The sequence below is a fragment of the Collimonas pratensis genome (assembly GCF_001584185.1).
In the GTDB taxonomy this organism is placed as follows: Bacteria; Pseudomonadota; Gammaproteobacteria; order Burkholderiales; family Burkholderiaceae_D; genus Collimonas; species Collimonas pratensis.
Genome location: NZ_CP013234.1, coordinates 5147421 through 5172652, shown reverse-complemented (window position 1 = coordinate 5172652; position 25232 = coordinate 5147421). Strand labels below are relative to the sequence as shown.

At 59.2% G+C, this 25232-nt stretch carries 23 protein-coding genes and 1 riboswitch; of the genes, 15 read left to right on the top strand and 8 right to left on the bottom strand.

All coding sequences use genetic code 11. From position 1 onward, the window contains the following. Positions 1–34 precede the first annotated feature (34 nt). The 4 genes from CPter91_RS23010 to metF all read left to right on the top strand — a co-directional run bounded on the left by CPter91_RS23010 (position 35) and on the right by metF (position 3992). Positions 35–1096 carry an AI-2E family transporter gene (locus tag CPter91_RS23010; protein WP_082793179.1) on the top strand — a complete coding sequence of 354 codons (1062 nt, stop codon included), beginning with the start codon at positions 35–37 and terminating at the stop codon, positions 1094–1096. Positions 1097–1184: 88 nt separating this feature from the next. After that, positions 1185–1258: riboswitch (S-adenosyl-L-homocysteine riboswitch) on the top strand. A gap of 26 nt (positions 1259–1284) precedes the next feature. Continuing rightward, positions 1285–2721: an adenosylhomocysteinase gene (ahcY, locus tag CPter91_RS23005; protein WP_061944709.1), complete on the top strand. Its 1437-nt coding sequence runs from the start codon at positions 1285–1287 to the stop codon at positions 2719–2721. Between the two features lie 71 nt (positions 2722–2792). Next, on the top strand, positions 2793–3137 hold the full coding sequence (locus CPter91_RS23000) for a phage holin family protein (protein ID WP_061944706.1): 345 nt from the start codon (positions 2793–2795) through the stop codon (positions 3135–3137). A gap of 12 nt (positions 3138–3149) precedes the next feature. Beyond that, on the top strand, positions 3150–3992 hold the full coding sequence (metF, locus tag CPter91_RS22995) for a methylenetetrahydrofolate reductase [NAD(P)H] (protein ID WP_061944703.1): 843 nt from the start codon (positions 3150–3152) through the stop codon (positions 3990–3992). Positions 3993–3996: 4 nt separating this feature from the next. Here the strand turns inward: metF and CPter91_RS22990 are convergent, their stop codons facing one another. Continuing rightward, complete coding sequence (locus CPter91_RS22990; protein WP_082793177.1) at positions 3997–4593, bottom strand: 5-formyltetrahydrofolate cyclo-ligase; 597 nt, start codon at positions 4591–4593, stop codon at positions 3997–3999. Between the two features lie 29 nt (positions 4594–4622). Here CPter91_RS22990 and CPter91_RS22985 point away from each other — a divergent pair, with 29 nt between their 5' ends. The 4 genes from CPter91_RS22985 (at position 4623) to CPter91_RS22970 (ending at position 9388) form a co-directional block, all read left to right on the top strand. Beyond that, positions 4623–6599, top strand: coding sequence for a lytic transglycosylase domain-containing protein (locus tag CPter91_RS22985; RefSeq protein ID WP_061944700.1), 1977 nt, complete (start codon positions 4623–4625; stop codon positions 6597–6599). 84 nt (positions 6600–6683) lie between these two features. Beyond that, positions 6684–7379, top strand: coding sequence for a glutathione S-transferase family protein (locus tag CPter91_RS22980; protein ID WP_061944697.1), 696 nt, complete (start codon positions 6684–6686; stop codon positions 7377–7379). Between the two features lie 35 nt (positions 7380–7414). Then, entirely contained in the window at positions 7415–8641 is a 1227-nt protein-coding gene (locus CPter91_RS22975; RefSeq protein ID WP_061944694.1) for a multifunctional CCA addition/repair protein, read from the top strand. A gap of 33 nt (positions 8642–8674) precedes the next feature. Then, positions 8675–9388, top strand: a complete 714-nt coding sequence (locus CPter91_RS22970) for a GNAT family N-acetyltransferase (protein ID WP_150119794.1) — start codon at positions 8675–8677, stop codon at positions 9386–9388. Between the two features lie 31 nt (positions 9389–9419). Here CPter91_RS22970 and CPter91_RS22965 read toward each other — a convergent pair whose 3' ends face one another. Then, entirely contained in the window at positions 9420–9941 is a 522-nt protein-coding gene (locus CPter91_RS22965; protein ID WP_061944691.1) for an Lrp/AsnC family transcriptional regulator, read from the bottom strand. A 159-nt stretch (positions 9942–10100) separates the two neighbouring features. Here CPter91_RS22965 and phhA point away from each other — a divergent pair, with 159 nt between their 5' ends. Then, positions 10101–10979 (top strand): phenylalanine 4-monooxygenase, encoded by an 879-nt coding sequence (gene phhA, locus CPter91_RS22960; RefSeq protein WP_061944688.1) that lies wholly within the window; start codon positions 10101–10103, stop codon positions 10977–10979. A 376-nt stretch (positions 10980–11355) separates the two neighbouring features. Then, positions 11356–14961, top strand: a complete 3606-nt coding sequence (locus CPter91_RS22955; RefSeq protein ID WP_061944684.1) for an indolepyruvate ferredoxin oxidoreductase family protein — start codon at positions 11356–11358, stop codon at positions 14959–14961. Positions 14962–15069: 108 nt separating this feature from the next. On the opposite strand, the gene queC is transcribed toward CPter91_RS22955, so the two are convergent. The 3 genes from queC to CPter91_RS22940 are packed head-to-tail and all read right to left on the bottom strand — an operon-like array spanning position 15070 to position 17736. After that, positions 15070–15780 carry a 7-cyano-7-deazaguanine synthase QueC gene (gene queC / locus CPter91_RS22950; RefSeq protein ID WP_061944681.1) on the bottom strand — a complete coding sequence of 237 codons (711 nt, stop codon included), beginning with the start codon at positions 15778–15780 and terminating at the stop codon, positions 15070–15072. Between the two features lies 1 nt (position 15781). Continuing rightward, positions 15782–16552, bottom strand: a complete 771-nt coding sequence (locus CPter91_RS22945; protein ID WP_061944678.1) for a DUF3108 domain-containing protein — start codon at positions 16550–16552, stop codon at positions 15782–15784. A 38-nt stretch (positions 16553–16590) separates the two neighbouring features. Beyond that, on the bottom strand, positions 16591–17736 hold the full coding sequence (locus tag CPter91_RS22940) for a DUF3108 domain-containing protein (protein WP_061944675.1): 1146 nt from the start codon (positions 17734–17736) through the stop codon (positions 16591–16593). A 149-nt stretch (positions 17737–17885) separates the two neighbouring features. Between CPter91_RS22940 and CPter91_RS22935 the strand changes: the two genes are divergently transcribed. The 4 genes from CPter91_RS22935 to rfaE2 all read left to right on the top strand — a co-directional run bounded on the left by CPter91_RS22935 (position 17886) and on the right by rfaE2 (position 21734). Beyond that, positions 17886–19139, top strand: coding sequence for a branched-chain amino acid ABC transporter substrate-binding protein (locus CPter91_RS22935; protein ID WP_062121168.1), 1254 nt, complete (start codon positions 17886–17888; stop codon positions 19137–19139). 66 nt (positions 19140–19205) lie between these two features. Beyond that, positions 19206–19892 carry a PhaM family polyhydroxyalkanoate granule multifunctional regulatory protein gene (locus CPter91_RS27235; protein ID WP_205631631.1) on the top strand — a complete coding sequence of 229 codons (687 nt, stop codon included), beginning with the start codon at positions 19206–19208 and terminating at the stop codon, positions 19890–19892. Positions 19893–20304: 412 nt separating this feature from the next. Then, positions 20305–21159: a ferritin family protein gene (locus tag CPter91_RS22925; protein WP_061944670.1), complete on the top strand. Its 855-nt coding sequence runs from the start codon at positions 20305–20307 to the stop codon at positions 21157–21159. 95 nt (positions 21160–21254) lie between these two features. Next, positions 21255–21734, top strand: coding sequence for a D-glycero-beta-D-manno-heptose 1-phosphate adenylyltransferase (gene rfaE2, locus CPter91_RS22920; protein ID WP_061944667.1), 480 nt, complete (start codon positions 21255–21257; stop codon positions 21732–21734). A 65-nt stretch (positions 21735–21799) separates the two neighbouring features. Here rfaE2 and CPter91_RS22915 read toward each other — a convergent pair whose 3' ends face one another. The 3 genes from CPter91_RS22915 to CPter91_RS22905 all read right to left on the bottom strand — a co-directional run bounded on the left by CPter91_RS22915 (position 21800) and on the right by CPter91_RS22905 (position 23714). After that, a complete protein-coding gene (locus CPter91_RS22915) occupies positions 21800–22276 on the bottom strand; it encodes a copper chaperone PCu(A)C (protein ID WP_061944664.1) in 477 nt (158 codons plus the stop codon). A 131-nt stretch (positions 22277–22407) separates the two neighbouring features. Continuing rightward, positions 22408–22890 carry a tRNA (cytidine(34)-2'-O)-methyltransferase gene (locus tag CPter91_RS22910; RefSeq protein WP_061944661.1) on the bottom strand — a complete coding sequence of 161 codons (483 nt, stop codon included), beginning with the start codon at positions 22888–22890 and terminating at the stop codon, positions 22408–22410. 68 nt (positions 22891–22958) lie between these two features. Then, positions 22959–23714, bottom strand: coding sequence for a ComF family protein (locus tag CPter91_RS22905; protein ID WP_236905889.1), 756 nt, complete (start codon positions 23712–23714; stop codon positions 22959–22961). A 119-nt stretch (positions 23715–23833) separates the two neighbouring features. Here CPter91_RS22905 and CPter91_RS22900 point away from each other — a divergent pair, with 119 nt between their 5' ends. Beyond that, the gene (locus tag CPter91_RS22900; protein ID WP_061944655.1) at positions 23834–24778 is read left to right on the top strand and encodes a methyltransferase domain-containing protein; all 945 of its coding nucleotides are present in this window, start codon (positions 23834–23836) and stop codon (positions 24776–24778) included. Positions 24779–25232 lie beyond the last annotated feature (454 nt).

The following is a 25232-nucleotide window of genomic DNA, read 5'->3' as shown; positions in this document are numbered from 1 at the left end:
AGTTGCATTGCGCTTGATCTAACCAAGTCCCCACATGGCCTCTGCCCCCAAAAACGTACCCGAACCTGCGTCCCGTCAATTGCGTCCGGTAGTCACCGAGTTGCCGCGCTTCCGCCTGGCTGCCTGGCTGGTGGCGCTGACCGCGTTGTTCCTGGTGATGTCGCTGCATATGCTGACGGCCTTGCTGGCCGGTTTGCTGGTGTACGAACTGGTGCGCGCGCTGACGCCATTTGTTCAGCGCCGCCTGACCAGCGAGCGGGCGCATCTGATTTCCGTCGTGTTCTTGTCGGCGATCATTATCGGGATCTTATCGCTGATCATTTTCGGTCTGATTGCCTTCTTTCACGGCGGCCCGGATCGCCTGCAGGTATTGCAGTCGAAGCTGATGGTAGTGGTCGACCAGGCGCGCACGCAGTTGCCCGACTGGCTGCAGCAGTATCTGCCCGACGACGTTGAAGATATCCGGCAAATAGTCAGCGACTGGCTGCAATCCCACAGCGGCGAAGTGCAGCTGGCGGGCAGGGAAGCGGTACAGGTGTTCGTGCATGTGCTGGTCGGCATGGTGCTGGGCGCCATGGTGGCGCTGAATGCGGCACATCCGATGCCACTGTTGCAACCGCTGGCCAGCGAACTGCTGGGGCGCGCGCATTTGCTGGCGGATGCTTTCCGCCGCGTAGTGTTCGCCCAGATCAAGATCTCCCTGCTGAACACAACCTTGACGGCGATCTTCCTGCTGGTCGTGCTCAAGCTGGCCGGCATCCACCTGCCGTTGACCAAGACCATGATCATCGTCACCTTCCTGGCGGGTTTGCTGCCGGTGATCGGCAACCTGATCTCCAACACGCTGATCGTGCTGGTCGCCATGTCGGTATCGGTCTATGTGGCGCTGGCGGCGCTGGTATTCCTGGTGGTGATACACAAGCTGGAATATTTCCTGAATGCGAGGATCGTCGGCACGCAGATCAATGCCCGCAGCTGGGAACTGCTGCTGATGATGGTGCTGGCGGAAGCCGCATTCGGCTTGCCGGGACTGGTGGCGGCGCCGATTTACTATGCTTATATCAAGAGCGAGTTGCATGAAATGGGCTGGGTCTGAGGGCAGCCTGGTTATTTGGCTATCGGGATAACCGGAATATGTGCTTCAGCTGGCCGAAAAGCCGCCGTTTGCTTTAAAATGGCAGATCGTATCCAAGGAGCGTTGCGACAGACACGGTCTGCCAGGCTTGGAACGGTCAATACGCAACTGCGCTCACGTTACTTTTTTTCTAACGAAAGGAGGGCGTGATGAACGCCGCTGTAATGAACTCTACTGCACACTCAACCTCTTCAAACCAAGACTACGTCGTTGCCGATATCAGCCTGTCGGGCTGGGGCGACAAAGAAATCCGGATTGCCGAAACTGAAATGCCGGGCCTGATGGCGATCCGCGACGAATTCGCCGCTGCACAGCCGCTCAAGGGTGCGCGCATCACCGGTTCGATCCACATGACGATCCAGACCGCGGTGCTGATCCAGACCCTGGAAGCACTGGGCGCCAAAGTGCGCTGGGCATCCTGCAACATCTACTCGACCCAGGACCACGCCGCCGCTGCGATCGCCGCCGCCGGCACGCCGGTGTTTGCCTTCAAGGGCGAATCGCTGGACGACTACTGGGAATTCACGCACCGCATTTTCGAATGGCCGGGCGAAGAACAAGCCAACATGATCCTGGACGACGGTGGCGATGCTACCTTGCTGCTGCATCTCGGCACCCGTGCTGAAAAAGATGCGTCGGTCTTGAACAACCCGGGTTCGGAAGAAGAAATCTGCCTGTTCAACGCCATCAAGAAAAAGCTGGCGACTTCCTCCAACTGGTATTCGACCCGCCTGGCCCAGATCAAGGGCGTGACCGAAGAAACCACCACCGGCGTGCATCGTTTGTACCAGATGCACAAGGAAGGCAAGCTGGCTTTCCCTGCGATCAATGTCAATGATTCGGTCACCAAGTCGAAGTTCGACAATCTGTACGGCTGCCGCGAATCGCTGGTGGACGGCATCAAGCGCGCTACCGATGTCATGATCGCCGGCAAGGTCGCCGTGATCGCCGGCTATGGCGATGTCGGCAAAGGTTCGGCACAAGCCATGCGCGCTCTGTCGGCGCAAGTCTGGGTGACGGAAGTCGATCCGATCTGCGCGCTGCAGGCGGCGATGGAAGGCTACCGCGTGGTGACCATGGAATACGCGGCCGAGCACGGCGATATCTTTGTCACCTGCACCGGCAACTACCATGTGATCACCCATGCGCACATGCAAAAGATGAAAGACCAGGCGATCGTCTGCAACATCGGCCATTTCGACAATGAAATCGAAGTCGCCGCCCTGAAGCAGTACACCTGGGAAAACATCAAGCCGCAAGTCGACCACATCATTTTCCCTGACGGCAAACGCATCATCCTGCTGGCTGAAGGCCGTCTGGTGAACCTGGGTTGCGGCACCGGCCATCCGTCGTACGTGATGAGCTCGTCGTTCGCCAATCAGACCATTGCTCAGATCGAACTGTTTGCGAACACCAAGGCTTATCCGGTCGGCGTCTATACGCTGCCGAAGCACCTGGATGAAAAAGTCGCGCGCCTGCAGCTGAAAAAGCTGAACGCCCAACTGTCGGTGCTGACGGAAGAGCAGGCTGCTTATATCGGCGTCAAGCAAACCGGCCCTTACAAGCCGGAACACTACCGCTATTAAGCAGTTAACAATCCGGCCGCCGGTTGCCTGATGGCGGCCGGCGGCGCTTCCACCATCAAGAGGAAACCTCAATGCGCTTACTGATTACCTGGCTGATTAATACCCTGGCCTTGCTGGCAGTGCCGTACCTGATGCATTCGGTGCAGTTCACCAGTTTCGGTGCAGCGCTGATCGCGGCGCTGGTGCTCGGTCTCGTCAATACCCTGATCCGTCCGGTGCTGCTGTTGCTGACCTTGCCGGCGACCTTGCTGACCCTGGGCTTGTTCATCTTTATCATCAACGGCCTGATGTTCTGGCTGGTATCGCAACTGGTCAGCGGCTTCTATGTCGCCGGTTTCTGGGCGGCGGTAGGTGGCGCGATCTTGTACAGCATCGTTTCGTGGGCGCTCTCCACGCTGCTGTTGAAGAAGAATTGATTGGCAAAGAAAATGGCACAAAAGAATTTCAGTATCGAATTTTTCCCGCCGAAGACGCCCGAGGGCACGGAAAAGCTGCGGGTGACGCGCGCCAAGCTGGCCGAGCTGCATCCACGTTATTTCTCGGTGACCTTCGGCGCCGGCGGTTCGACCCAGAAGGGCACGCTGGACACGGTGCTGGATATCCGCAGCGAGGGCCACGAAGCGGCGCCGCATCTATCCTGCCTGGGCAGCTCGCGTGAATCGCTGCGCGCGATCCTGGCGCAATACAAGGATCACGGCATCAAGCGCCTGGTGGCCTTGCGCGGCGACCTGCCGAGCGGTTACGGCGCGATGGATTTTTCTTCCGGCGAATTCCGTTATGCAAATGAGCTGGTGGAATTCATCCGTGCCGAAACCGGCGACTGGTTCCATATCGAGGTCGCCGCCTATCCGGAAATGCATCCGCAGGCAAAGTCACCGCAAGACGATGTGCAGCGCTATGTCAGCAAGGTCAAGGCCGGCGCCAACGGCGCCATCACCCAGTATTTCTACAACGCCGACGCCTATTTCCGTTTCGTCGACGAAGCGCAAAAGCTGGGGGCGACCGTGCCGGTGGTTGCCGGCATCATGCCGATCACCAACTACTCGCAGCTGATGCGTTTTTCCGACATGTGCGGCACCGAGATTCCGCGCTGGATCCGCCTCAAGCTGGCCAGCTACGGCGACGATACCGATTCGATCCGGGCTTTCGGGCTGGACGTGGTGACTCAGCTATGTGAGCGCTTGCTCGTCGGCGGCGCTCCGGGATTGCATTTCTATACCTTGAATCATTCGCCGGCGACGATCGCCATCTGGCAGCGTTTGAAGTTATAGACTGTTACGGTCCGCCAGCTTCGGTGATAATGGCGTCCAGCGCGATATCATGCGGGTCGCCGTCAAATTCCGCTAGTCCGCAGGAGTAGGCAATCCCGATTGCCTGCGGACGCGGCGCCAGCGCCAGCGTCCGGTCATAAAAGCCGCCGCCGTAGCCAAGCCTGAGCTTGCGGCAGTTGAAGCCGACGCAGGGAACCAGCAGGGCCGACGGCTTCGCGCTTACATTGCTGGCAGGCACCGCAACCCCGAAACTATCCTTGTCCATGTTTTCACCGGGCGTCCAGGCGAGAAAACGCAGCGGACTATCGTTGCCGACCACCACCGGCAACGCCAGCGCCACGCCGCTGGCTGCCAGTTCTGCGTAGACCGGCCGCAAGTCTGGTTCACCGCGGATCGGCCAGTAAACACCCAGAACACCGTCCGGCAGCGCTTGTCGCCATGCAGCGGCCCAGGCCAGCACGCGGCGCCCCAGCTCCCGGTCCCACTCGCTGCGGTTATCGGCGGCGATGGCCCGCCGCGCCGCCAGCAGGGCAAGCCGCAATGCGGCTTTGTCCGGGTTTGGTGTTGCATCACTGGCATCACATGCTATGCTAGACGTCATCGCTCGTACCCGTAAAAAATAGGTTTAACATGTTCAAAAAGAAATGGCTTGCTGTTATCGCCGTCGCCGTGGCTTCTTCCGCCGTGCTGACAAGTGCAGCTTATGCGCAAAAACGCTCCGCCAGCAGTGCTTCCATCGGCAGTTACGCCAGCCAGGATGATGCATTCCTCGCCCTGCGCGACGCTGCGCGCGCAAATAACGCCGACAAGGCAGAATTGCTGGCCTCGACCCTGGGTGATTATGACATTCCTTCGTATGTCGATTATTACCGCCTGAAACCGCTGATCAAAGACTTGGTCGCACCACAGGCCGACATCCGTGACTATCTCAGCCGTTACGACGGCAGCGCCATCGCCGACCGTCTGCGTAATGATTGGTTGCTGGAGCTGGGCAAGGCCGGCGACTGGGCTACTTTTGACGAACAATATCCGAAATTCGTGCTGGACGATGACACGCAGCTGAAATGCTATGCGCTGACCTCGGCGGCGCTGAAGGGCGTGAATGTAGCGGCAGAGGCGCGCGCCTTGCTGACGACACCGAAAGATTTTGGCCAGGGCTGCACCGACCTGGTCGGCACGCTGGCGCAGAATGGCCAGTTCACGGCTGATGACGTCTGGTTCCAGATCCGCCAGGCGGTCGAGTCCGGCTTTGCCGGCGTAGCGCGCCGCATGACGCCGTTTGTCGATGCCGACGATGCCCAGGTAGCGCAAGCCATCGACAAATCCGCGCTGTTGCTGGCGCGCGGCCCGGGCGCCGGCCGCAGCGGCCACGAATTATTCATCCTGGCCCTGGGACGGGTGGCCAAGAACGATCCCGGCCGTGCGGCTGGTGCGCTAAGTACATCGTCCGATCAGTTGACCTCCGCCGAACGCTCGCTGGCATGGGCGCAGATCGCCCTGCAATCGGCGCTCAAGCTGGAGCCGCAAGCGCTGGACTACTGGCGCCAGGTAAGGAACAACGCGACCCTGTCCGGCGACGCTTATCAATGGCGTGTGCGTTCGGCACTGCGCGGCGGCGACTGGAAGCTGGTCCGCAGCGGCATTGAGGCGATGCCGGCAACCCTGCGCAGCGACCCGACCTGGATTTACTGGCTGGCCCGCGCTGATCAGGCAGAAGGCAAGGTTGACCAGGCCCAGCAGCAATTCCAGTCTATCGCCGACCAGACCAATTTCTACGGTCAGCTGGCGCTGGAAGAGCTGGGACAGAAAATCATCGCGGTTTCCTCCACCCAGGCCTTCAGCCCGATCGAGATGGCAGCCATGACGAATAATCAGGGCTTTCGCCGTGCGCTGCGCTTTTTCGACATGAATCTGCGCTTTGAAGGCGTGCGCGAATGGAACTGGGAATTGCGCAAAATGACGGACCGCCAGCTGTTGACGGCGGCCGAGTTCGCACGTCAGAACAATGTACTGGACCGCATGGTGAATACCTCGGACCGGACCAAGGTCGAGGTCGATTTCAATCAGCGCTTCCCGTCGCCGCACCGCGATGTCATGACCACCAATACCCAGAACCTGGGGCTCGACATGGCTTGGGTCTACGGCTTGATCCGGCAAGAGTCGCGCTTTATGCGCAGCGCGCGTTCGAATGTCGGCGCCAGCGGCCTGATGCAGGTGATGCCGGCGACGGCCAAATGGGTCGCCAGGAAAATCGGCCTGAGCGGATTTACCACTGACCAGATCTCCGACGTGAATACCAATATTTTGCTGGGGACTAACTACCTGAGCATGGTGCTGGCCGACCTGGACGGTTCGCAGGCGCTCGCCTCTGCAGCCTACAATGCCGGCCCGGGCCGGCCGCGGGCCTGGCGTTCGACCTTGCCCGGCACGGTGGAAGGCGCGATATTTGCCGAATCGATTCCGTTTAACGAAACCCGCGGCTATGTCAAGAATGTGCTGTCCAATGCAACTTATTATGCAGCCCTGTTCGATGGCAAGCCGCAATCTCTGAAAGCGCGTCTGGGCACAGTCGCTCCCAAGGGTTTTGTCGAATCGGCGCTGCCTTGATATAGTTGTCTTTGCGGCTGGCCTCGCATAGGAATGCTGCACGCAATCTAGCCATTCGCAGAATCAGTCGTCCCGGAGCGGTATATGCAAACCACAGAACTCGACCCAAGCCTGTCCGCCGCTTTGCAAAAAGCCGGCAAGGACGGCTTGACGCTGGTGATCGGCAATAAAAATTATTCCTCCTGGTCGATGCGGCCATGGGTGGCGCTGACCGCCTTCGGTATTCCGTTCAAGGAACACAAGATCTTGTTGCGGCAGCCGCATACCGCCAACGAAATAGGCCGCTATTCGGCCAGCGGCCGGGTGCCGATCCTGTTGGTGGGCGAGACGCCAATCTGGGATTCGCTGGCGATCTGCGAATATCTGGCCGACCAGTTTCCCGATCTCGGCATGTGGCCGCAAGACACGCTGGCGCGCGCGACTGCGCGCTCGATCTGTGCCGAGATGCACTCTGGATTCGCGGCCCTGCGTGCCGACATGCCTATGGATATTCGCGCCCACAAGCCGGGGCACGGACGGACCGCTGGCGCACAGGCCGATATCGCCAGGGTGGTCGAGATCTGGGAAACCTGCCTCTCGGAATTCGGCCATCATCAATTTTTGTTTGGCGGGTTTTCAATTGCTGATGCTTATTTTGCCCCGGTCGTGATGCGCTTCCACAGCTATGGCGTATCGCTGGCGCCGGCGTTGCAAGCCTATGCCGAGCGGGTACAGGCGCACCCAGCGGTGACGCGCTGGATGCGCGAGGCGCTGGCAGAAACCGAAGTATTGCCGGACTAGCCATTAGTCTTTTCACATCAGGTTCAAACAACGACATGAAAGTTTATGCGGTAGGCGGCGCGGTGCGCGACGAGTTGCTGGGTTTGCCGGTCAAGGACCGCGATTACGTGGTGGTCGGGGCGACGCCGGACGACATGCTGGCGCAAGGCTTCCGTCCGGTCGGCAAGGATTTCCCGGTATTCCTGCATCCTGACACGCATGAAGAATATGCGCTGGCGCGCACCGAGCGCAAAACCGCGCCCGGCTATAAAGGCTTTGTGTTCCATACCGCCGCCGACGTCACCCTGGAACAAGACCTGGTGCGGCGCGACCTGACCATCAACGCCATTGCGCGCGCCGATGACGGCAGCCTGGCCGATCCGTTCAATGGCCGCCAGGATTTGCAAGACCGCATCTTCCGCCACGTCTCCGATGCCTTTGCCGAAGATCCAGTGCGCATCCTGCGCGTTGCCCGCTTTGCCGCGCGCTTCACCGATTTCACGGTAGCGCCGCAGACCAACGCCCTGATGCAACGCATGGTAGCGGCAGGCGAGGTCGATGCGCTGGTGCCGGAGCGGGTCTGGCAAGAACTGGCGCGCGGCCTGATGGAAAGCAAGCCCTCGCGCATGTTCGAGGTCTTGCGCGCATGCGGCGCGCTGGCGCGCATCCTGCCGGAACTGGATGTACTGTGGGGCATCCCGCAGCCGGAAAAATATCATCCGGAAATCGATACCGGCGTGCATGTGATGATGGTAGTGGATACCGCCGCCCGCGCAAATTATCCGCTGCCGGTGCGCTTCGCCACCATCATGCACGACCTCGGCAAAGGCGTGACGCCGGCCGCCGGCTGGCCCAGCCATCACGGTCATGAAGGCTTGGGGGTGGAGCTGGTGGAGCGGGTTTGCCAGCGCCTCAAGGTGCCAAGCGAGGTGCGCGACCTGGCCCTGATGACTACCCGTGAACACGGCAACGTCGGCCGTGCTTTCGAGCTGCGCGCCGCCACCATCGTCAACCTGCTGGGGCGCTGCGATGCATTTCGCAAGCCCGAGCGCTTTATTGATATGCTACGTGCCACCGAATGCGATTCTCGCGGCCGGACCGGCTATGAGGACAAGCCGTTTCCGCAGCTGGCTTATCTGCAGGCGGCATTGCAGGCAGCGCAGTCGGTCAATGCTGGCGTGATTGCCGGCATGTTTCAGCAGCAGCCGCAGCGCATACCCGAGGCGATCCACGCTGCCCGGGTAGAAGTAGTGGAGCAGCTGCTGCAAGCGCAACGACAATAATCCCGATCAGCTTGCCCGACCAGAGAGGCCAGGATGACAGCCACAGATGTGAAGACGGGCCGTGCCGGCAGCCAGGCGCCGGTCACGGCCGGCGGTTCCGGCTCGGGCCAGGCCAAGACTGCGCGGCCGATCATCTTCGTCAAGGAATTGTCGCGCCGGGCGCGCAAACGCCTGTTGCGCCATTTCCTGGCCTTGAGTAGCGGCGACCGCCTGCTGCGTTTCGGTTCGGTGCTGTCGGACGATCTGGTCAGCCGCTACGTGGAAAATATCGATTTTTCGCGCGACACCGTATTCGGCGTCTACGATCGCAAGTTGCGCCTGCTCGGCGTCGGCCATCTGGCCTTCGCGCCGCGCGAGGCGCTGCCTTCGGTGAGCGCCTCCACTACCAAGGAACGGGTCGCCGAATTCGGTGTTTCGGTGGCTGTCTCCGCGCGCGGCCTAGGGGTCGGCAGCCGCTTGTTTGAAAGGGCGGCGATACGCTGCCGCAATGTCGATATCGATACTTTGTACATGCACTGCCTGTCGTCCAACAAGGTGATGATGCATATCGCCAAGAAGGCCGGCATGGCAATCCACCGCGATTACGGCGAGGCTGACGCCTATTTGAAACTGCCGCCGGCCAATCCTGCCAGCGTGCTGCAGGAGGCGGTGCAGGAACAGGCGGCCATGCTGGACTATACCTTCAAGGCGAATCTGCGCGCCGCGCTCAAATGGTTGAGCAACCTGCCGGGCATCAAACGCGACTAGGCGGTCCTGCTGCGGCCAGGCCGGGGAGCAGCTATAGCAAGGGCAGCGCCGTCGTATCTTTCACCCGTTGCAATGCGAAACTTGATTTGACGTCCAGCACCGCCGGATGGCGCAGCAGGGTCTCCATCATGAAGCGCGAAAAATGCGCCATGTCTTCCACGTGGACCCTGAGCAGGAAATCCATCTCGCCGGTCATTGCATAACATGCAACAACCTCTGGCCAGCGCTCCACCGCGGTGGAAAACGACACCCGCGGCGACATCGTCTGATGCTGCGCGGCCGCAGCCTTGGTGCCGCTCAGATAAAGCGGATCGCTATGCTTTTCCAGGCGCACATTGATATAGGCCAGCAGGCCGAGACCGATCTTGTCCGGTTCCAGCAGCGCCACGTATTGCCGGATCACGCCCGCCTGTTCCAGCTGCTTGATGCGGCGCAGACAGGGCGAAGGCGACAGGTTGACGCGTTCCGCCACCTCCTGATTGCTGAGGCGGCCGTCCTCTTGCAAGATCGCCAGAATCTTGCGATCGGTTACATCCAAGGCAATCGTTGGCATAAATGACCTTAAAGTGAATGATTTTTGATATATTAATGCGCAAATAATTGTTTGTGGGACAAATTTTGCAATTAACTGCTCTCGTCTCAGCCGTATACTGTAGGCATAAAATTGGCAGAATGCCTTGAATCCGGGACCGACAGAATGAATGCAAATGTAATGGACGCGAGCTTGAACACCGATGACTTTTTTGCCACCGTCGCCGAAAAATCGGACGGCGCTTCGCTGCGCGGCGACTACAGCAAGATCGACGCGCGCTATGTGGTCAAGCAGGAGTGGGATGCCTACACGCCGGAGCAGCATGCGCTGTGGCGCCGCCTGTACCGGCGCCAGGCCAAGCTGATCCCGGGCCGCGCGTGCGATGTGTTCATCGAAAGCCTGGAACTGCTCAACATCGGCGACGGCATTCCGCGCTTTGAAGAAAGCTCGGCCCTGCTGTTCAAGGCGACCGGCTGGACGCTGGTGGCGGTGCCGGGCCTGGTCCCGGACCACGTGTTTTTCGAGCACCTGGCCAGCCGCCGCTTCCCGGTCACGGTCTGGCTGCGCGATCCGGAGGAATTCGACTATATCGTCGAGCCTGATGTGTTCCACGATTTTTTCGGCCACGTGCCGCTGCTGTTCAATCCGATTTTTGCCGACCATCTGCAGGATTACGGCAAGGGCGCGCTGAAAGCGATGAAACTGGATGGTCTGTCGATGCTGGCGCGCCTGTACTGGTACACGGTTGAATTCGGCCTGATCCAGAGTCCCGAAGGCTTGCGCGTATACGGCGCCGGGATTCTCTCGTCCGGTGGAGAAATCGAGCATTGCCTCAGCAGCAAGGCGCCGCTGCGCCTGCCGTTTGATGTCGAGCGCGTGATGCGCACCCTGTACAAGATAGACTCCTATCAGGAAACCTATTTTGTCATCAATGATTTCAAGCAATTGTTCGACGATACCGCGCCGGATTTCACGCCCATCTATGCGCGCCTGAAAGACTTGCAGCCATTGCCGGCGAATAGCTTGCTGGATGGCGAGACAAATCTGCAGTTGAAATAAAAAAGCGGATCCTGCCGGGGAGGGCAGAATCCGCAAACTAGTGATAATGGGAACACTAGAGGGAGGAATGCCCGACATGGCTGGTCCAGGGGAGGTATGCAGCCACATCTGACAAGTTGCCATTACACGCTGAGTCGTGCTCCCGATCTACTCGATTTACCAGTTGTTACAGTTGTTACCCGAAGTGCTCATCGGCCCCGCAGCGCGCTTGAATGCTGCGGCGTGCATTGAGTCAAGCCCTCGCTTGTGATAATCTGGGGGCCGTAATAGATAGTAAAAAACAGGACGATTTGCCCACAAGGCGAAGACGTTTTTACCGCGTAGGATAACCTCCACGCAGTGCAATCAAAAACATAATTTTTGGCACGGAGACTGAATGAACGCACCACTCAAATCGGCGCAAGCCTTGCTGCCCACGCAAGCGTCTGAAGCTGATAGCATTTCCCTTGATGATAAATTTACACTAGAACGTGGCCGTGCTTTCATGACGGGCACGCAAGCCATCATTCGTTTGCCGATGTTGCAACGGCAGCGCGATGTGCAAGCTGGTTTGAACACCGCCGGTTTCGTGACCGGCTATCGCGGTTCCCCCCTCGGCAGCGTCGACCTGACCGCCGCCAAGGCGAAGAAATACCTGGAATCGCATCACGTCAAATTCCACCCCGGCATGAATGAAGACCTCGCCGCCACCAGTGTCTGGGGTACGCAGCAGGTGAACCTGTTTCCCGGCGCGCAATACGATGGCGTGTTCGGCATGTGGTACGGCAAAGGCCCTGGCGTTGACCGTTGCGGCGACGTCTTCAAGCACGCCAACATGGCTGGGACCTCCAAGAATGGCGGCGTGCTGGTGCTGGCCGGCGACGATCACGCAGCAAAATCGTCGACCACCGCGCACCAGAGCGAACACATCCTGAAAGCCTGCGGCATTCCGGTGCTGTATCCATCCTCGGTGCAGGAATATCTCGATTACGGCTTGCATGGCTGGGCCATGAGCCGCTATACCGGCCTATGGGTATCGATGAAGTGCGTCACCGACCTGGTCGAATCCGGCGCTTCGATCGATCTTGATCCCGACCGCGTCAAGATTGTCTTGCCGACCGCCGCCGATTTCGAACTGCCGGCCGACGGCTTGAACATCCGCTTGCCCGACACTGTGCTGGGCCAGGAAGCGCGGATGAACAATTACAAATGGTACGCAGCGCTGGCCTATGCCCGCGTCAACAAGCTGAACCAGATCATCTGGGACAGCCCGCGCGCCAAGATCGGCATCATCACCGCCGGCAAATCCTATCTCGACACGCGCCAGGCGCTGGCCGACCTCGGCATCGATGAAACCGTAGCGCGCGACATCGGCATCCGCCTGTACAAGATCGGCATGACCTGGCCGCTGGAAGCGGAAGGCGTGCGCGAGTTTGCGCAAGGCCTGGAAGAAATCCTGGTGGTGGAAGAAAAGCGCCAGATTCTGGAATACCAGGTCAAGGAAGAGCTCTACAACTGGCGCGACGATGTGCGTCCGCGCGTGGTCGGCAAGTTCGACGATACCGGCGAGTGGAGCAATCGCAGCGGCGAAGGCCATGGCGACTGGCTGCTGCCGGCGACCTATGAACTGAATCCGGCGCAGATTGCCCGCGCCATCGCCACCCGCGTGTCGAAATACTTTGCCGGCCATCCGGTGGCACAGCGCGTGCAGCAGCGGGTCGCTTACCTGGAAGCCAAGGAAGCGCTGCTGAACATCAGCAGCAAGCCGGATCCGAACAAGGACCGCGTGCCGCATTTCTGCTCCGGCTGCCCGCACAATACCTCGACCAAGCTGCCGGACGGCAGCCGTGGCCTGGCCGGCATCGGCTGCCATTACATGGTGCTGTGGATGGACCGCGAATCGTCGACCTTCACCCACATGGGCGGCGAAGGCGTGACCTGGGTCGGCCAGGCGCCGTTCACCACGGAAAAGCACGTATTCGCCAATCTCGGCGACGGTACTTATTTCCACTCCGGCCTGCTGGCGATCCGCGCATCGGTCGCGGCCAAGGTCAACATCACCTACAAGATCCTGTTCAACGATGCGGTCGCCATGACTGGCGGCCAGGCGTTCGACGGTCCGCTCGATCCGGCCATGATTTCACGGCAGATTGCGGCGGAAGGCGTGACGCCGATTATCGTGGTCACCGACGAACCGGAAAAATACGGTTCGAGCGTCGACTGGGCGCCGGGCGTGACGATCCGCCATCGCAGCGAATTGGACGCGGTGCAACGCGAACTGCGCGAGATCGAAGGCTGCTCGGCCATGATCTACGACCAGACCTGTGCTTCGGAAAAGCGCCGGCGCCGGAAACGCAACGAATATCCGGATCCAGCCAAGCGCGCGGTGATCAACGAAGCCGTATGCGAAGGCTGCGGCGATTGCAGCGTGCAGTCGAACTGCCTGTCGGTGGAACCGCTGGAAACCGAGTTCGGCCGCAAGCGGCAGATCAACCAGTCTTCGTGCAACAAGGATTTCTCTTGCGTGACCGGATTCTGCCCAAGCTTTGTCACGGTCGAAGGCGGCAACCTGAAGAAGCCTGCCAAGATAGCGGCGACGCCGACCGCGGCCGCCGCCCCGGTGGCAGCCCTGCCATCGCCGGTCTTGCCAAGCACGGTCAAGCCTTTTGGCATCCTGGTGACAGGTATCGGCGGCACCGGCGTGGTAACCATCGGCCAGATCCTGGCCATGGCGGCGCACGTCGAAGGCAAAGGCTGCTCGGTGCTGGACATGAGCGGCCTGGCGCAAAAGGGCGGTCCGGTCATGTCGCACGTGCGGCTGGCGGATCATCCTGACGATATCTACTCGACCCGTGTCGGCACCGGCGACGCCGACCTGGTGATCGGTTGCGACGCCATCGTCAGCGCCAATCGCGATGCACTGTCGCGCATGGGCGAAGGCCGCACTTACGCAGCGATCAATTCAACCCGGACGCCGACCGCGGCATTCGTCAAGAATCCTGACTGGCAATCACCTGACGCCGCCGCTGAACATGACATCCGCGCCGCCTGCGGCAGCGACCGTGTTGAATTCATCAACGCCGGTCATATCGCGACGGCCTTGATGGGCGACGCCATCGCCACCAATATGTTCATGCTGGGCTATGCCTGGCAAAAGGGCTGGGTGCCGCTGACGGAAGCATCGCTGATGCGGGCGATCGAGCTGAATGCCTTGCAAGTCGCTTTCAACAAGCAGGCGTTTGTCTGGGGCCGTACGGCAGCGATCGATCTGGCGGGCCTGGAAAAACGTACCCGCCTCAACGATACGCCGGCACAGGTGATCGAATTCAAGCGCACGCCAAACCTGGATGATCTGATCAAGCGTCGCGTTGCTGTCCTCACTGCCTATCAGGATGCCGCATATGCGGAACAGTACCGTGCTTTTGTCGAGCAGGTGCAGGCTGCCGAGCGTCAGCACGGTGGTCATCGTCTGAGCATGGCGGTAGCCACGTATCTGTTCAAGCTGATGGCTTACAAGGATGAATACGAAGTGGCCCGCTTGTACACCGACGGTGCGTTCAAGGCGAAGATTGCCGCCATGTTTGAAGGCGACTACAAGCTCAAGTTCCACCTGGCGCCGCCGCTGCTGGCCAAGCACGATGCCCATGGCCATCTGATCAAGCAGGAATTCGGTCCATGGATGATGCGTGCTTTCGGCGTCCTGGCGAAAATGAAATTCCTGCGCGGCGGCGCGCTGGACATTTTCGGCTACACCGCCGAGCGCAAGGAAGAACGAGCCTTGATCGTGCATTACAAGGAAACCATCGCTTCCTTGCTGCCGAAACTGACTGCCGACAACCTTGCCAGTGCTGTTGCCATTGCCAGCCTGCCGGAAGAAATTCGCGGCTATGGTCATGTCAAGGAACGGCATCTTACGGCAGCGCGCGCCAAGGAAGTACAGTTGCTGAATCAGTTTGCTGCAGCTGAAGCAAAAGGGGAGTTGTCTCGTTCGATCGCGGCTTGATTGATCGCGTTTGATCGTTAAAAAAATGGCGGGTAGATGAAAATCTACCCGCCATTTTGTATTTTAGCGTCCCGAATTTCTGCGGCGATGGTTTACCGCGCCGGTGACTCAGGCAGCTGGCCCCTGCCTGAATTGCTGGTAGCCGCGGGCGCGCAAGGCGCACGCCGGGCAGGTGCCGCAGCCATAGCCCCAGTCATGCAAGGCGCCACGTTCGCCCAGGTAGCAGGTGTGGGTGTCGGCGCGGATCAGATCGACCAGGGCGTCGCCGCCAAGATCTTGCGCCAGTTTCCAGGTTTCCGATTTGTCTATCCACATCAGCGGCGTTTCCAGCTTGAGCTGCGTCGCCATGCCGAGGTTGAGCGCAACCTGCAAGGCTTTCATGGTGTCGTCGCGGCAATCGGGATAGCCCGAGAAGTCGGTTTCGCACATGCCGCCCACCAGCACGTTCAGGCCGCGGCGGTAAGCGACGGTGGCGGCCACCGTCATGAACAGCAGGTTGCGGCCGGGGACGAACGTATTCGGCAAACCGTTTTCCTGCATCACGATTTCGACGTCTTCCGTCATGGCGGTCGACGAAATTTTTGAAATCAGCGACAGGTCGATCATGTGATCTTCACCCAGCTTGTCCGCCCAGTGCGGGAACTGGGCGCGGATTTTCTGCAGCAGGATCGGGCGCACGGTCAGCTCGACAGCATGCCGCTGGCCGTAGTCGAAACCGATGGTTTCGACCCGGTCGTAGCGCGCCAGGGCCCATGCCAGGCAGGTGGTGGAATCCTGCCCGCCGCTGAACAGGACGATGGCGCCGTTTGGTGTAGTCATGTTATTTCGCTCCCTTGTTGCTGATCTGTTGCAGCGTCTGTTCGACAAAATCCTTGTTCGGATCGGTGAAGCGCAAGCGCACCGGATACCACTCCAGGGAAGGCGCCAGCCAGATATCCAGCTGCTGGTCCTTGGCGTCCGGCGGCGGCGCCTTGAAAATGTGTACGGTATCGAGCTCGCCCATAGGGGTCTTGATCTTTTCCGTGGCTATTACTTTGAAGGTCCATGCCTCGGCGTCGTGCATGCCGGCGACGAAGAAGCTCCAGTTTGAACCAGGCTTGAACTGCTGCGGCGCCGCCCGTGCTACTGAAATCAGTTGCCAGATGATGCTGGTGCGGTCCTGTTCGCCACCCTTCAGCGGGTAGCTGTCGCTGGATTCGGAAAAGCCGATGGTGCCGCTGTCGCGATGGAAAGTGGTGGTGGTGGCTTGCTTGCGATAACGCTTGTTGATGAATTGCGTCGGCGCCAGGCCGAAATCATCGATCGCGCCTTCGCTCGACGATTCCAGGATTTTCCCGAACAACATGGCGCGCGTTTCCGAATTGACGCTGAAGCGCTTGTCGGCGACCTGCCACTTGACCGTACCTTCGCCGCCCAGAGTGATGCCGCTTTGTTTGGCCTGGATGGCATAGTCCAGGTCGGCGGACGGCGGCAGATCGGTTTTGTATTTGGTGGCAGGATGATCCGTGCCGGCCGCGGATGCGTTCAACAGATGGCCGCAGAACGCGACAGCGGCGGCAAGGCGGAACAAGGACAAGGTTGATGATTTCATGATTTCCCAAAAAAATAGTGCTGGTTCGCCAGCCTGGCCTAATTCAGCCCGTTTGGATTCAGCGGCTTCAGATTGGACAGCGACATGTCGAGATAGTCGCCATCAGTTTCGGTAAAGCGCAGTTTGACCGGATACCATTCCTGTTGCGGCGACAGCCAGATATCCAGCCGCTGTTCGTGCGAGCCGGGTTCCGGAATGCGGATCACATGCCAGGCTGTGCGCTGGTCGCCGTCGACATCGATTTGTTCCTGGCCGACGATCTGCATGCGCCAGGTTTCCGCATCGAGCGGACCGGCGACAAACAGGTCGATCACCGCGCCGGGTGAAAATTGCGTACTGTCGCCGCGGCCAATGCTGGCCAGTTGCCAGACTACGCTGGCACGGTCCTGTTCGCCGCCACTGAGCGGATACTTATTGTCCGACGACGAAAAGACAATCTGCTTGAGTTCGCGGTGAAAAATCGTTTTCGTAGCCGGCTTGCGGAAGCGCTTTTGCGTATAGGTTACGGGCGCGACGCCAAAACCGTTGACTTCGCCTTCGCTCTTGAAATCCAGGACGGTAATGAACAAGGCGCCTGCCTCGCCATTGATGGTGTAGTTGCCGCCATCGGTTTGCCAGGTGATTTTACCGCTGCCATGGTAATTCTGGCCTTTCTGCACGGCTTCTACCTTGTATTTCAGTTCTGCCGACGGCGGCGCGCTGGTCTGGTAGTGTTTGCCGGCAGCCGCGGCGGGTTTCGGCGGCTCCACCGGTCCGGGCTGTTCTGTCGGCGGTTTTGTGTCGATGATGCTTCCTGCTGCGTCGGCCACGGCAGGCCCGGCCGGCTGGGCATCAACGATGGGCGTCACTGTTTCCCGGATCGGCGTATCCGGCACTTCTACCGCCGGTTCCGGCGCCGGCCGCGGTTTTGCGGCGGCAACGGGGCGCGGTTGCGGGCTTGGTTTCGGCTGCGCTTTCGGTTCTTGTGGCAGCAGCACGGGCTTTTCTACCGGCGGCAAGGCGGCGATATTTGTCATGACGATGTGATCGCGTCGTTCAACCGACAGCGGCGCATCGAACTGGCGGCCACCCCATACGATCAGCAGGATATGCAGCAAAGCGGTGAGCAGCAAAACGCCCAGCCAGCGGCGGCGGCTGCCAAAGGTAAAACGTGCAGTTGAGATGTGTTCGGAGGAAGACGGCATCCGCATAGTGTAAACGATCCGTCTGGATTAACTTCCGGCAAGCGTAAGCGTATGTAATAAACGACGTAAAATATTGGACCTATAACAAACTGGAATAGTTGCCGATGCTGTACCGATCGCGTTTCCCCGCCGGCCTTGCGCTGGCATGCATGCTGGCTGGCGGCTGCCTGTCATCGGCGGCCTCGGCTTCGCCCGCGGCCACACTGGCGCCGATCCGGCTCGGCATGATTGAAGGCATGTCGGGTCCGTTTGCCAACGCCGGCGAAGCAGTCGAGCACAATATCCGGTTTGCTGTGGAGCAGGTCAATGCGCGCGGCGGGGTACGCTTGCCGGATGGCCGCCATTCTCTCAGCCTGACGGTATTCGACAGCAAGCAGGGAGTAGAAGATGCCTTGTTACAGCTAAAGCAACTGACTGACCAGAAAATCCCTTTCGTGCTGGAAGGCAATAGCTCTGCAGTGGCCGGCGCGCTGGTCGAGGCAATCAACAAGCACAATGCGCGGACGCCGGACAATCGCGTGCTGTTCCTGAACTACTCGGCGGTCGATCCGGCGCTCACCAATGAAAAATGCAGCTTCTGGCATTTTCGTTTCGATGCCAATGCCGATATGCGCATGCGCGCGCTGGTGGAAGTCATCAAAAGCGACCATCAGGCGAAAAGTGTCTATCTTATCGGCCAGGATTACAGTTTCGGCCAGCAGGTGGCCAAGGCCGCGCGCCAGCAGCTGCAGGCAGCGCGGCCAGATATCAGGATCGTCGGCGACGAATTGCATCCGATCGGCAAGGTCAAGGATTTCGCCCCCTATATCGCCAAGATTCGCGCCAGCGGCGCCGACACGGTCATCACCGGCAACTGGGGCAATGATTTGACGCTGCTGGTGAAAGCCGCGAAAGAAGCCGGCCTGCGCCTCAAGTTCTATACTTTCTATGCCAATAGCCTAGGTGCGCCGGCGGCCATCGGCGATGCAGGCGTGGGGACAGTGCGTGCAGTTGCTGAGTGGCATCCGAACATTGCCGATGGCGTCCAGAATGCCGCCAGCGATGCCTTCTACCGTAGTTTCCGCCAGCGTTTCCCGCAGCCGAAAGATGACTATCTGTTTTTGCGCATGGATGTCATGATCGACATGCTGGCGAGCGCCATAGAGAAAGCCCAGACCACGGAGGCGGCAGCGGTGGCGCGGGCGCTCGAAGGCGCACAATACAAGAGCAAGTTTCACGAAGCGAGCATGCGCACCAGCGATCACCAGCTGATCCAGCCATTGTATGTGGCGGTGATGCAAAAGCTTGCCGATGGCGGCATCCGCTTCGACAATGAAGGCAGCGGCTACGGTTTCAAGACCGAGCGCTATCTGGCGCCGGCGGCGACGGCGCTGCCAACGACGTGCAAGATGCAGCGACCGTGAGGCGGAACGAGTGGGCTGTTATAGTCCACGGGCGGTAAGATGGATTTTCCTTGAAGGAGATTGGCGATGAGCGGTTCTAGTATTCCGGGAGCAGATGCAATGCAGGACAGTCTTGAATTCATCAAGAAGATGTGGGGCGGCATGGGCGTGCCGGGGATGGTCGTACCGACCTTGTCGGTGGAAGAGATCAACAAGAAGATCACCGATTTGAAGGCGGTGGAATCATGGCTGAGTCTCAACCTGAACATGCTGCGCACCACCATCCAGGCGCTGGAAGTGCAAAGCGCGACGCTGTCGGCGCTGCGGGCGATGGGCGCGGTCAACCAGCCGGCCGAGGATGGCGGCGAAGCCGCCGCGAATGCTTGGACGATGCCGTCCGGTTTTCCGTTCTCTTTCATGAACGCAGCGCAAGATGCCGATGCGGCTGCGCCGCCGATGCCGAAAAAGGACGAACCGGCAGCGCCGGTCGCGCCGGCTGCGGCGCCTGATACCGGGGCGGTTCCTCCTTCCGCCGGAAATGCCAATGCTTGGTGGGATCTGCTGCAAAACCAATTCAAGCAGGCGGTGAACAGCGTGGCGGCGACGGAAAAAGCGGCAAAATCTGCGCCAGCCGCGACTGCCAAGAGTACTGTCAAGAGTGGCGCCAAGGCGTCGGCCAAACCGCGCAGCAAACCTGCTGTCAAAAAAGCTGGTGGTGCAGCCGCCGGCAAGACAAAAACGGCAATGGGGAAAATCAAGCCGGTTTCTAAGTAAGGGCCGCGGCCCAGCAGGCGTGGCGCAGCCCGGGAAATTGCGCCCTGTGTAAAGATTGTCGAGATGAGATGCTAGTTGCTACAGTGGCAATGTCAAATTCTTCGAACAGCTTGACTAGCGTCGGATAAGTGCCATCATTGAAATCTGGGAGGCAGGCGTCGCCCGAGCCGATGCCTGCAATTCTCATCCTTTCGCAAAGATTATTCGTTGGCCGGCGCCGAAAATCCGCGGCTTGCGCAGGCCGCATGTCAGAGGACGGGTTCTGACCGATTAAAAACTCTAAACGGGGCGTTGACTTTGTTGTGATTTGAGCCATTTTCCCAGTAAAAAATGCTGGTCGGCCGGTTTATAAACGGTCTTGTAACAAATTCTTGGTAAAATCGAGCAGTTAACTCACTTGCTTAAGGTATGTATGCTGTATCCAGAACTGTTTAAATCGCTTGAACAAGTCCGCTGGAACATGGAGACCGATATTCCATGGGACAAGTTTGATGCCACCCAGCTGTCCGACGAACAAGCTCAAACTATTCGTATGAATGCGATTACGGAATGGTCGGCGCTGCCTGCAACCGAGATGTTCTTGCGCGATAACCGTGGCGACAGCGATTTTTGCGCGTTCATGTCGGTCTGGTTCTTCGAGGAACAGAAGCATTCGCTGGTGATGATGGAATACCTGCGCCGCTTCCGGCCTGAGCTGGTGCCTACCGAAGCCGAGCTGGACAAGGTGCGTTTCGAATTCGATCCGGCGCCGGCCCTGGAAACCTTGATGATGCATTTTTGCGGCGAAATTCGCCTCAATCACTGGTACCGCTGCGCCTCTGACTGGCATACCGAGCCGGTGATCAAGCAGATCTACAAGATCATCAGCCAAGATGAAGCGCGCCACGGCGGCGCTTATCTGCGTTATATGAAGAAGGCCCTGGCCGAAGTCGGCGACAGCGCTTCGGCAGCATTTGCCAAGATCGGCGTTCTGATGGCATCGGCGCGCCGTACCGAAAAGCCGCTGCATCCGACTAACCTGCACGTCAACCAGTCGCTGTTCCCGAACGACACGGTGCAGAGCCGCCTGCCGGACCCTGAGTGGCTGGAGCGCTGGCTGGACAACCAGATCAAGTTCGACGGCGTGTGGGAAAAGAAAGTGGTCGACCGCATCCTGCACAATATGTCCTTGCTGTTCGAACGCACTTTCGATACGGTGCAGGAGCTGAACCGCTATCGCAAGGAAGTGGTTGCGCGGCTGGCCTTGAAGTCGGCCGAAGCAGTCTGATTACCAGGGTTGCAGGCGAGGTTTTTCGGCGTCGCCTGCAATCCCGATCATTATTGATATGAAGCCGCGTTGTTGCGGCTTTTTTTATATTCGCCATGCCTACATTTGAAAACAAGCTTTGCTCCCGCGCCGAACTGAAGGCGCGCGTCGCGTCCCTGCCGCAACCGGTGGTGCTGACCAACGGTGTATTCGACATCCTGCATCGCGGCCATGTCACTTATCTGGCGCAGGCGCGCGAGCAGGGGGCGTCGCTGGTGGTGGCGGTGAATACCGATGCCTCGGTCAAGCGCCTGGGCAAGGGCGACGACCGCCCGATCAATACCTGTGCCGACCGCATGGCGGTGCTGGCGGCGCTGGAAGCTGTCAGTCTGGTGGTCGAGTTCGACGAAGATACTGCGCTGGAAGTGGTGCAGGAAGCGCGGCCCGGCGTATATGTCAAAGGCGGCGATTATCAGATGGATGCGATTCCCGAAGGCCAGGCGGTGCTGGCCTACGGCGGCCAGGTAGTGGCGATTGCCTTTGCCCATGACCGCTCGACCAGCAAGTTGTTGGACAAGGTGCGGCAGGGTTCGTGACCGTATCGGCAGGGGATGCAAAAAAAATCGCGAGATTCGCGCTATTTTTATGGGCCGGCGGCTACTTAGTGTTGGTGCATTGCCTCAGGTGACTTGCCGCTCATATCGGTAACGCTGACCGAGACTTCGATTTTTCCGGCTTTCTGGAAAGTCAGCGTCAACGGGAACTTGTCGCCCGCTTTCAAAGGCTGGGTCAGGCCGATCAGCATGATGTGGTAGCCGTTGCCCGGCTTCATGTCGACGGTGGCCGCCGGCGCCAGCGCAATCTCGCCGACTTCACGCATTTTCATGACATTGCCATCCATGGACATGGTGTGGATCTCGGCGCTTTTGGCCGCCGGCGTACTGACGCTGATCAGCTTGTCGGCGTCCTTGCCGGTATTTTCGATGCTGAGGAAGGCGCCGCCGCTGGGCTGGCCCGGTACGGTGGCGCGGGCGTGAGGATGGCCGATGTGCAAGGCGCCGACAGTGTATTCGTGGGCATGGGCCGAAACGCTGATCGCCAGCGCGCAGAAGAACAGGGAAACCGAACGTAAAGACATGCTGATCCTTTGAGTTGATTGCGTAGATGGCGCAGATTGTTCTTGCAGCGCGGCTGTGTTGCTGGCTGCGGTCTGGCTTACGATTATAGCAATGCCGCCACGGTGTTGGCTTTATCCACGGAAATGTTTTATCAGGCGCCGCCGCTGAAGCCATTCTGGCGCCACGCCTCATACACGACCACCGCCACGGTATTGGATAGATTCAGGCTGCGGTTGTCCGGCCGCATCGGCAGGCGGATCCGCTGCGTCGGAGGAAATGATTCACGCAGCGCTGGATCGAGGCCGCGGGTTTCCGAACCGAACACGAAGACGTCGCCCGGCAAGAAGGCCAGATTGGCGAACGGCGTCGAGCCATGGGTGGTCATGGCAAACATCCGCTCCGGCGCATAACTGCCGGCTGCGCGCATGCTGGCGACAAAGGTTTCCCAATCGGCGTGCACCTTCATGCTGGCGTAGTCGTGATAGTCGAGGCCGGCGCGGCGCATCTTGGCGTCGTCGAGCGGAAAGCCGAGCGGCTCGATCAGATGCAATTGAGCGCCGGTATTGGCGCACAGGCGGATGATGTTGCCGGTATTCGGCGGAATTTCCGGTTCAACCAGGACGACGTGGAACAATCTGCTTCTCCTTATATATTAATTGCGCTCTGTCCTTAACGGACTAAAGCAATCGCGACGCAAGCCGGTCAAGGGGTTCTTGCGAAGACGAAATTGGTAATCCGGCGGGCGCCATGGCGGCGCAGGGTCTTGGCCAGCGCGTGCAGGGTTTCGCCGGTAGTCATGACATCGTCGACGACACCTATATGGCGGCCGTCGATTTTTGCGCTGGCCGCCGGCGCCATGGCAAAGGCCTGGCGCAAATTGCGGCGACGCTGCTCCAGGTCCAGCCCCATGGATTGGGGCAGCGTGTCGCGCTGGCGCAGCAGCAGGTCACGGCGCAATGGAATGCCGATCAGACGGGCTAGTGGCTTGGCAATTTCATGCGCTTGGTTGAAACCACGCTGCTGCAGCCGTTGTGCACTGAGTGGAACAGCCATCAATATATCCGGCAACTCCGCCTTTTTGCCAGCCGCTTGCAACAGCACCGCATCCCTCAGCATTTTTGCGAACACCGGCGCCAACGCCAGCTGGCTGCGGAACTTTAACGCCTGGATCAATTGGTCTACCGGGGCCGCATAATCGCATACTACTATCGTGGCGTCGAAGGCTCTGGACTGTTTCAGGCAGTTGCCGCACTGGAGCAGGCCGACGCCGCCGGAGCGGGGCAGCGGATTTGCACATTGGACGCAGCGCTGCGGGCGGCTGGCAAAGTAGTGCTTGCTGCAGCCGCCGCAAATCACGTGCTGGCCTTCCTGCCCGCATAAGGCGCAGCAGGATGGCATGCCGCGCAGAATGCGGGCAAGTTGCTGTCGCGGCCATAGCCGCAGTCGGGGAAATAACAAGGGCAAGTCTCATTGCGGTTAATCAAGGCCGTGAATCAAGGCACTACCGCCAGCTTACATACAATCAAGCGTGTAAACTACTGGCGATTATCGCATTTCATCTCACCTGCCGGATTTTGATGTCTACCTCATTGCCTACTTCTGAAACCAGCCAAAGCGCTCCGATCGACTTGCGCCGGGTACGCCAATTGTTTGCCCAGCCCGCGCTGGTGCGCGAATCCGAGTTCATGCGTCGGGAAATATCCAGCCGCATGCACGAACGCCTTGCTCTGGTGAAACTAGCGCCGCAGCGGGTGCTGGATGCCGGCTGCGGCGCCGGTCCTGATATATATACATTGCAGCAGCGCTTTGCGGAAGCCGCGGTTATCGGGTTGGATGCGTCCGCTGCCATGTTGTCATTGGCAAAAGAGCAACGACAGGGTGCGCAGCTGTCGGTGAACCGCTTATTAAAGAAGTGGCTGCCGTTTGCTGGCGGCGGCGAGCAGTTGTCGTCAGCTTTGCTGTGCGGCGATTTCGCCCAGTTGCCGCTGGCGCCGAACACGGTCGACCTGGTGTGGTCGAACCTGGCGTTGCACTGGCATCCGCAACCGGACCGCGTGTTCGCTGAATGGCGCCGCATATTGCGGGTGGATGGCTTGCTGATGTTCTCCTGCTTCGGGCCGGATACATTTAAAGAGCTGCGCAATGCATTTGCCGGCATCGACGATGGCGCGCATGTGCTGCCATTTGTGGATATGCATGATTTCGGCGACATGCTGGTCAATGCCGGTTTCTCTACTCCCGTCATGGATATGGAAACGATCACCGTCACCTATGACACGGTGGAGAAGCTGCTGGCCGATGTCCGGGCCTGGGGTGGCAACCCGCTGGCGACCCGTGGCCGCGGCCTATTAAGTAGAGAGCAGGGCGCACGCCTGAAGGCTGCGCTGGAAGCGCGCCGCAGGGCGGACGGCAAACTGCCGCTGACCTTTGAAATTATCTATGGCCATGCGTTCCGGCCGGTGCCTAAAACCACCAGCGGCGGTGAGTCCATTGTGCGTTGGGACCTGGGTAAAGACAGGTAAATCAAATAAATCGAAATATTTTAAAGAATTTGGATAAAAGTACTTGCGGGGAATTGGGGGGATTGCTATAGTTCGCCTCCCGTTGAGAACGACGCGAAATAAACGAATGAGCGGCAAGAGATTGAGGCTGATTTGGTAGCGAAGTTTGAGGGAAATAAAGCGGGTTGCAGGTTGTGTTGGAAGTAAAAAGTTTTTCGGTGAGAAGTAAAAAAGTAGTTGACGAAAAACTTGAAACGCTACATAATCTCATCTCTCTGCTGCTGACAAACAAAACGATTTGACAGCGACGCGAACCGGGTGACTGGTGACGCGAAGTAGAAGGTTCTTTAACAATTAACAGTCGATAAGTGTGGGCGTTTGATGGAAGTGCAGCGCTGCTGATGTAAATCAGGAGCGTATAACTTAAAACATTAAATGTTCACAAAAGAAGAAAATAGGCGCTTTCGAGAGGAAG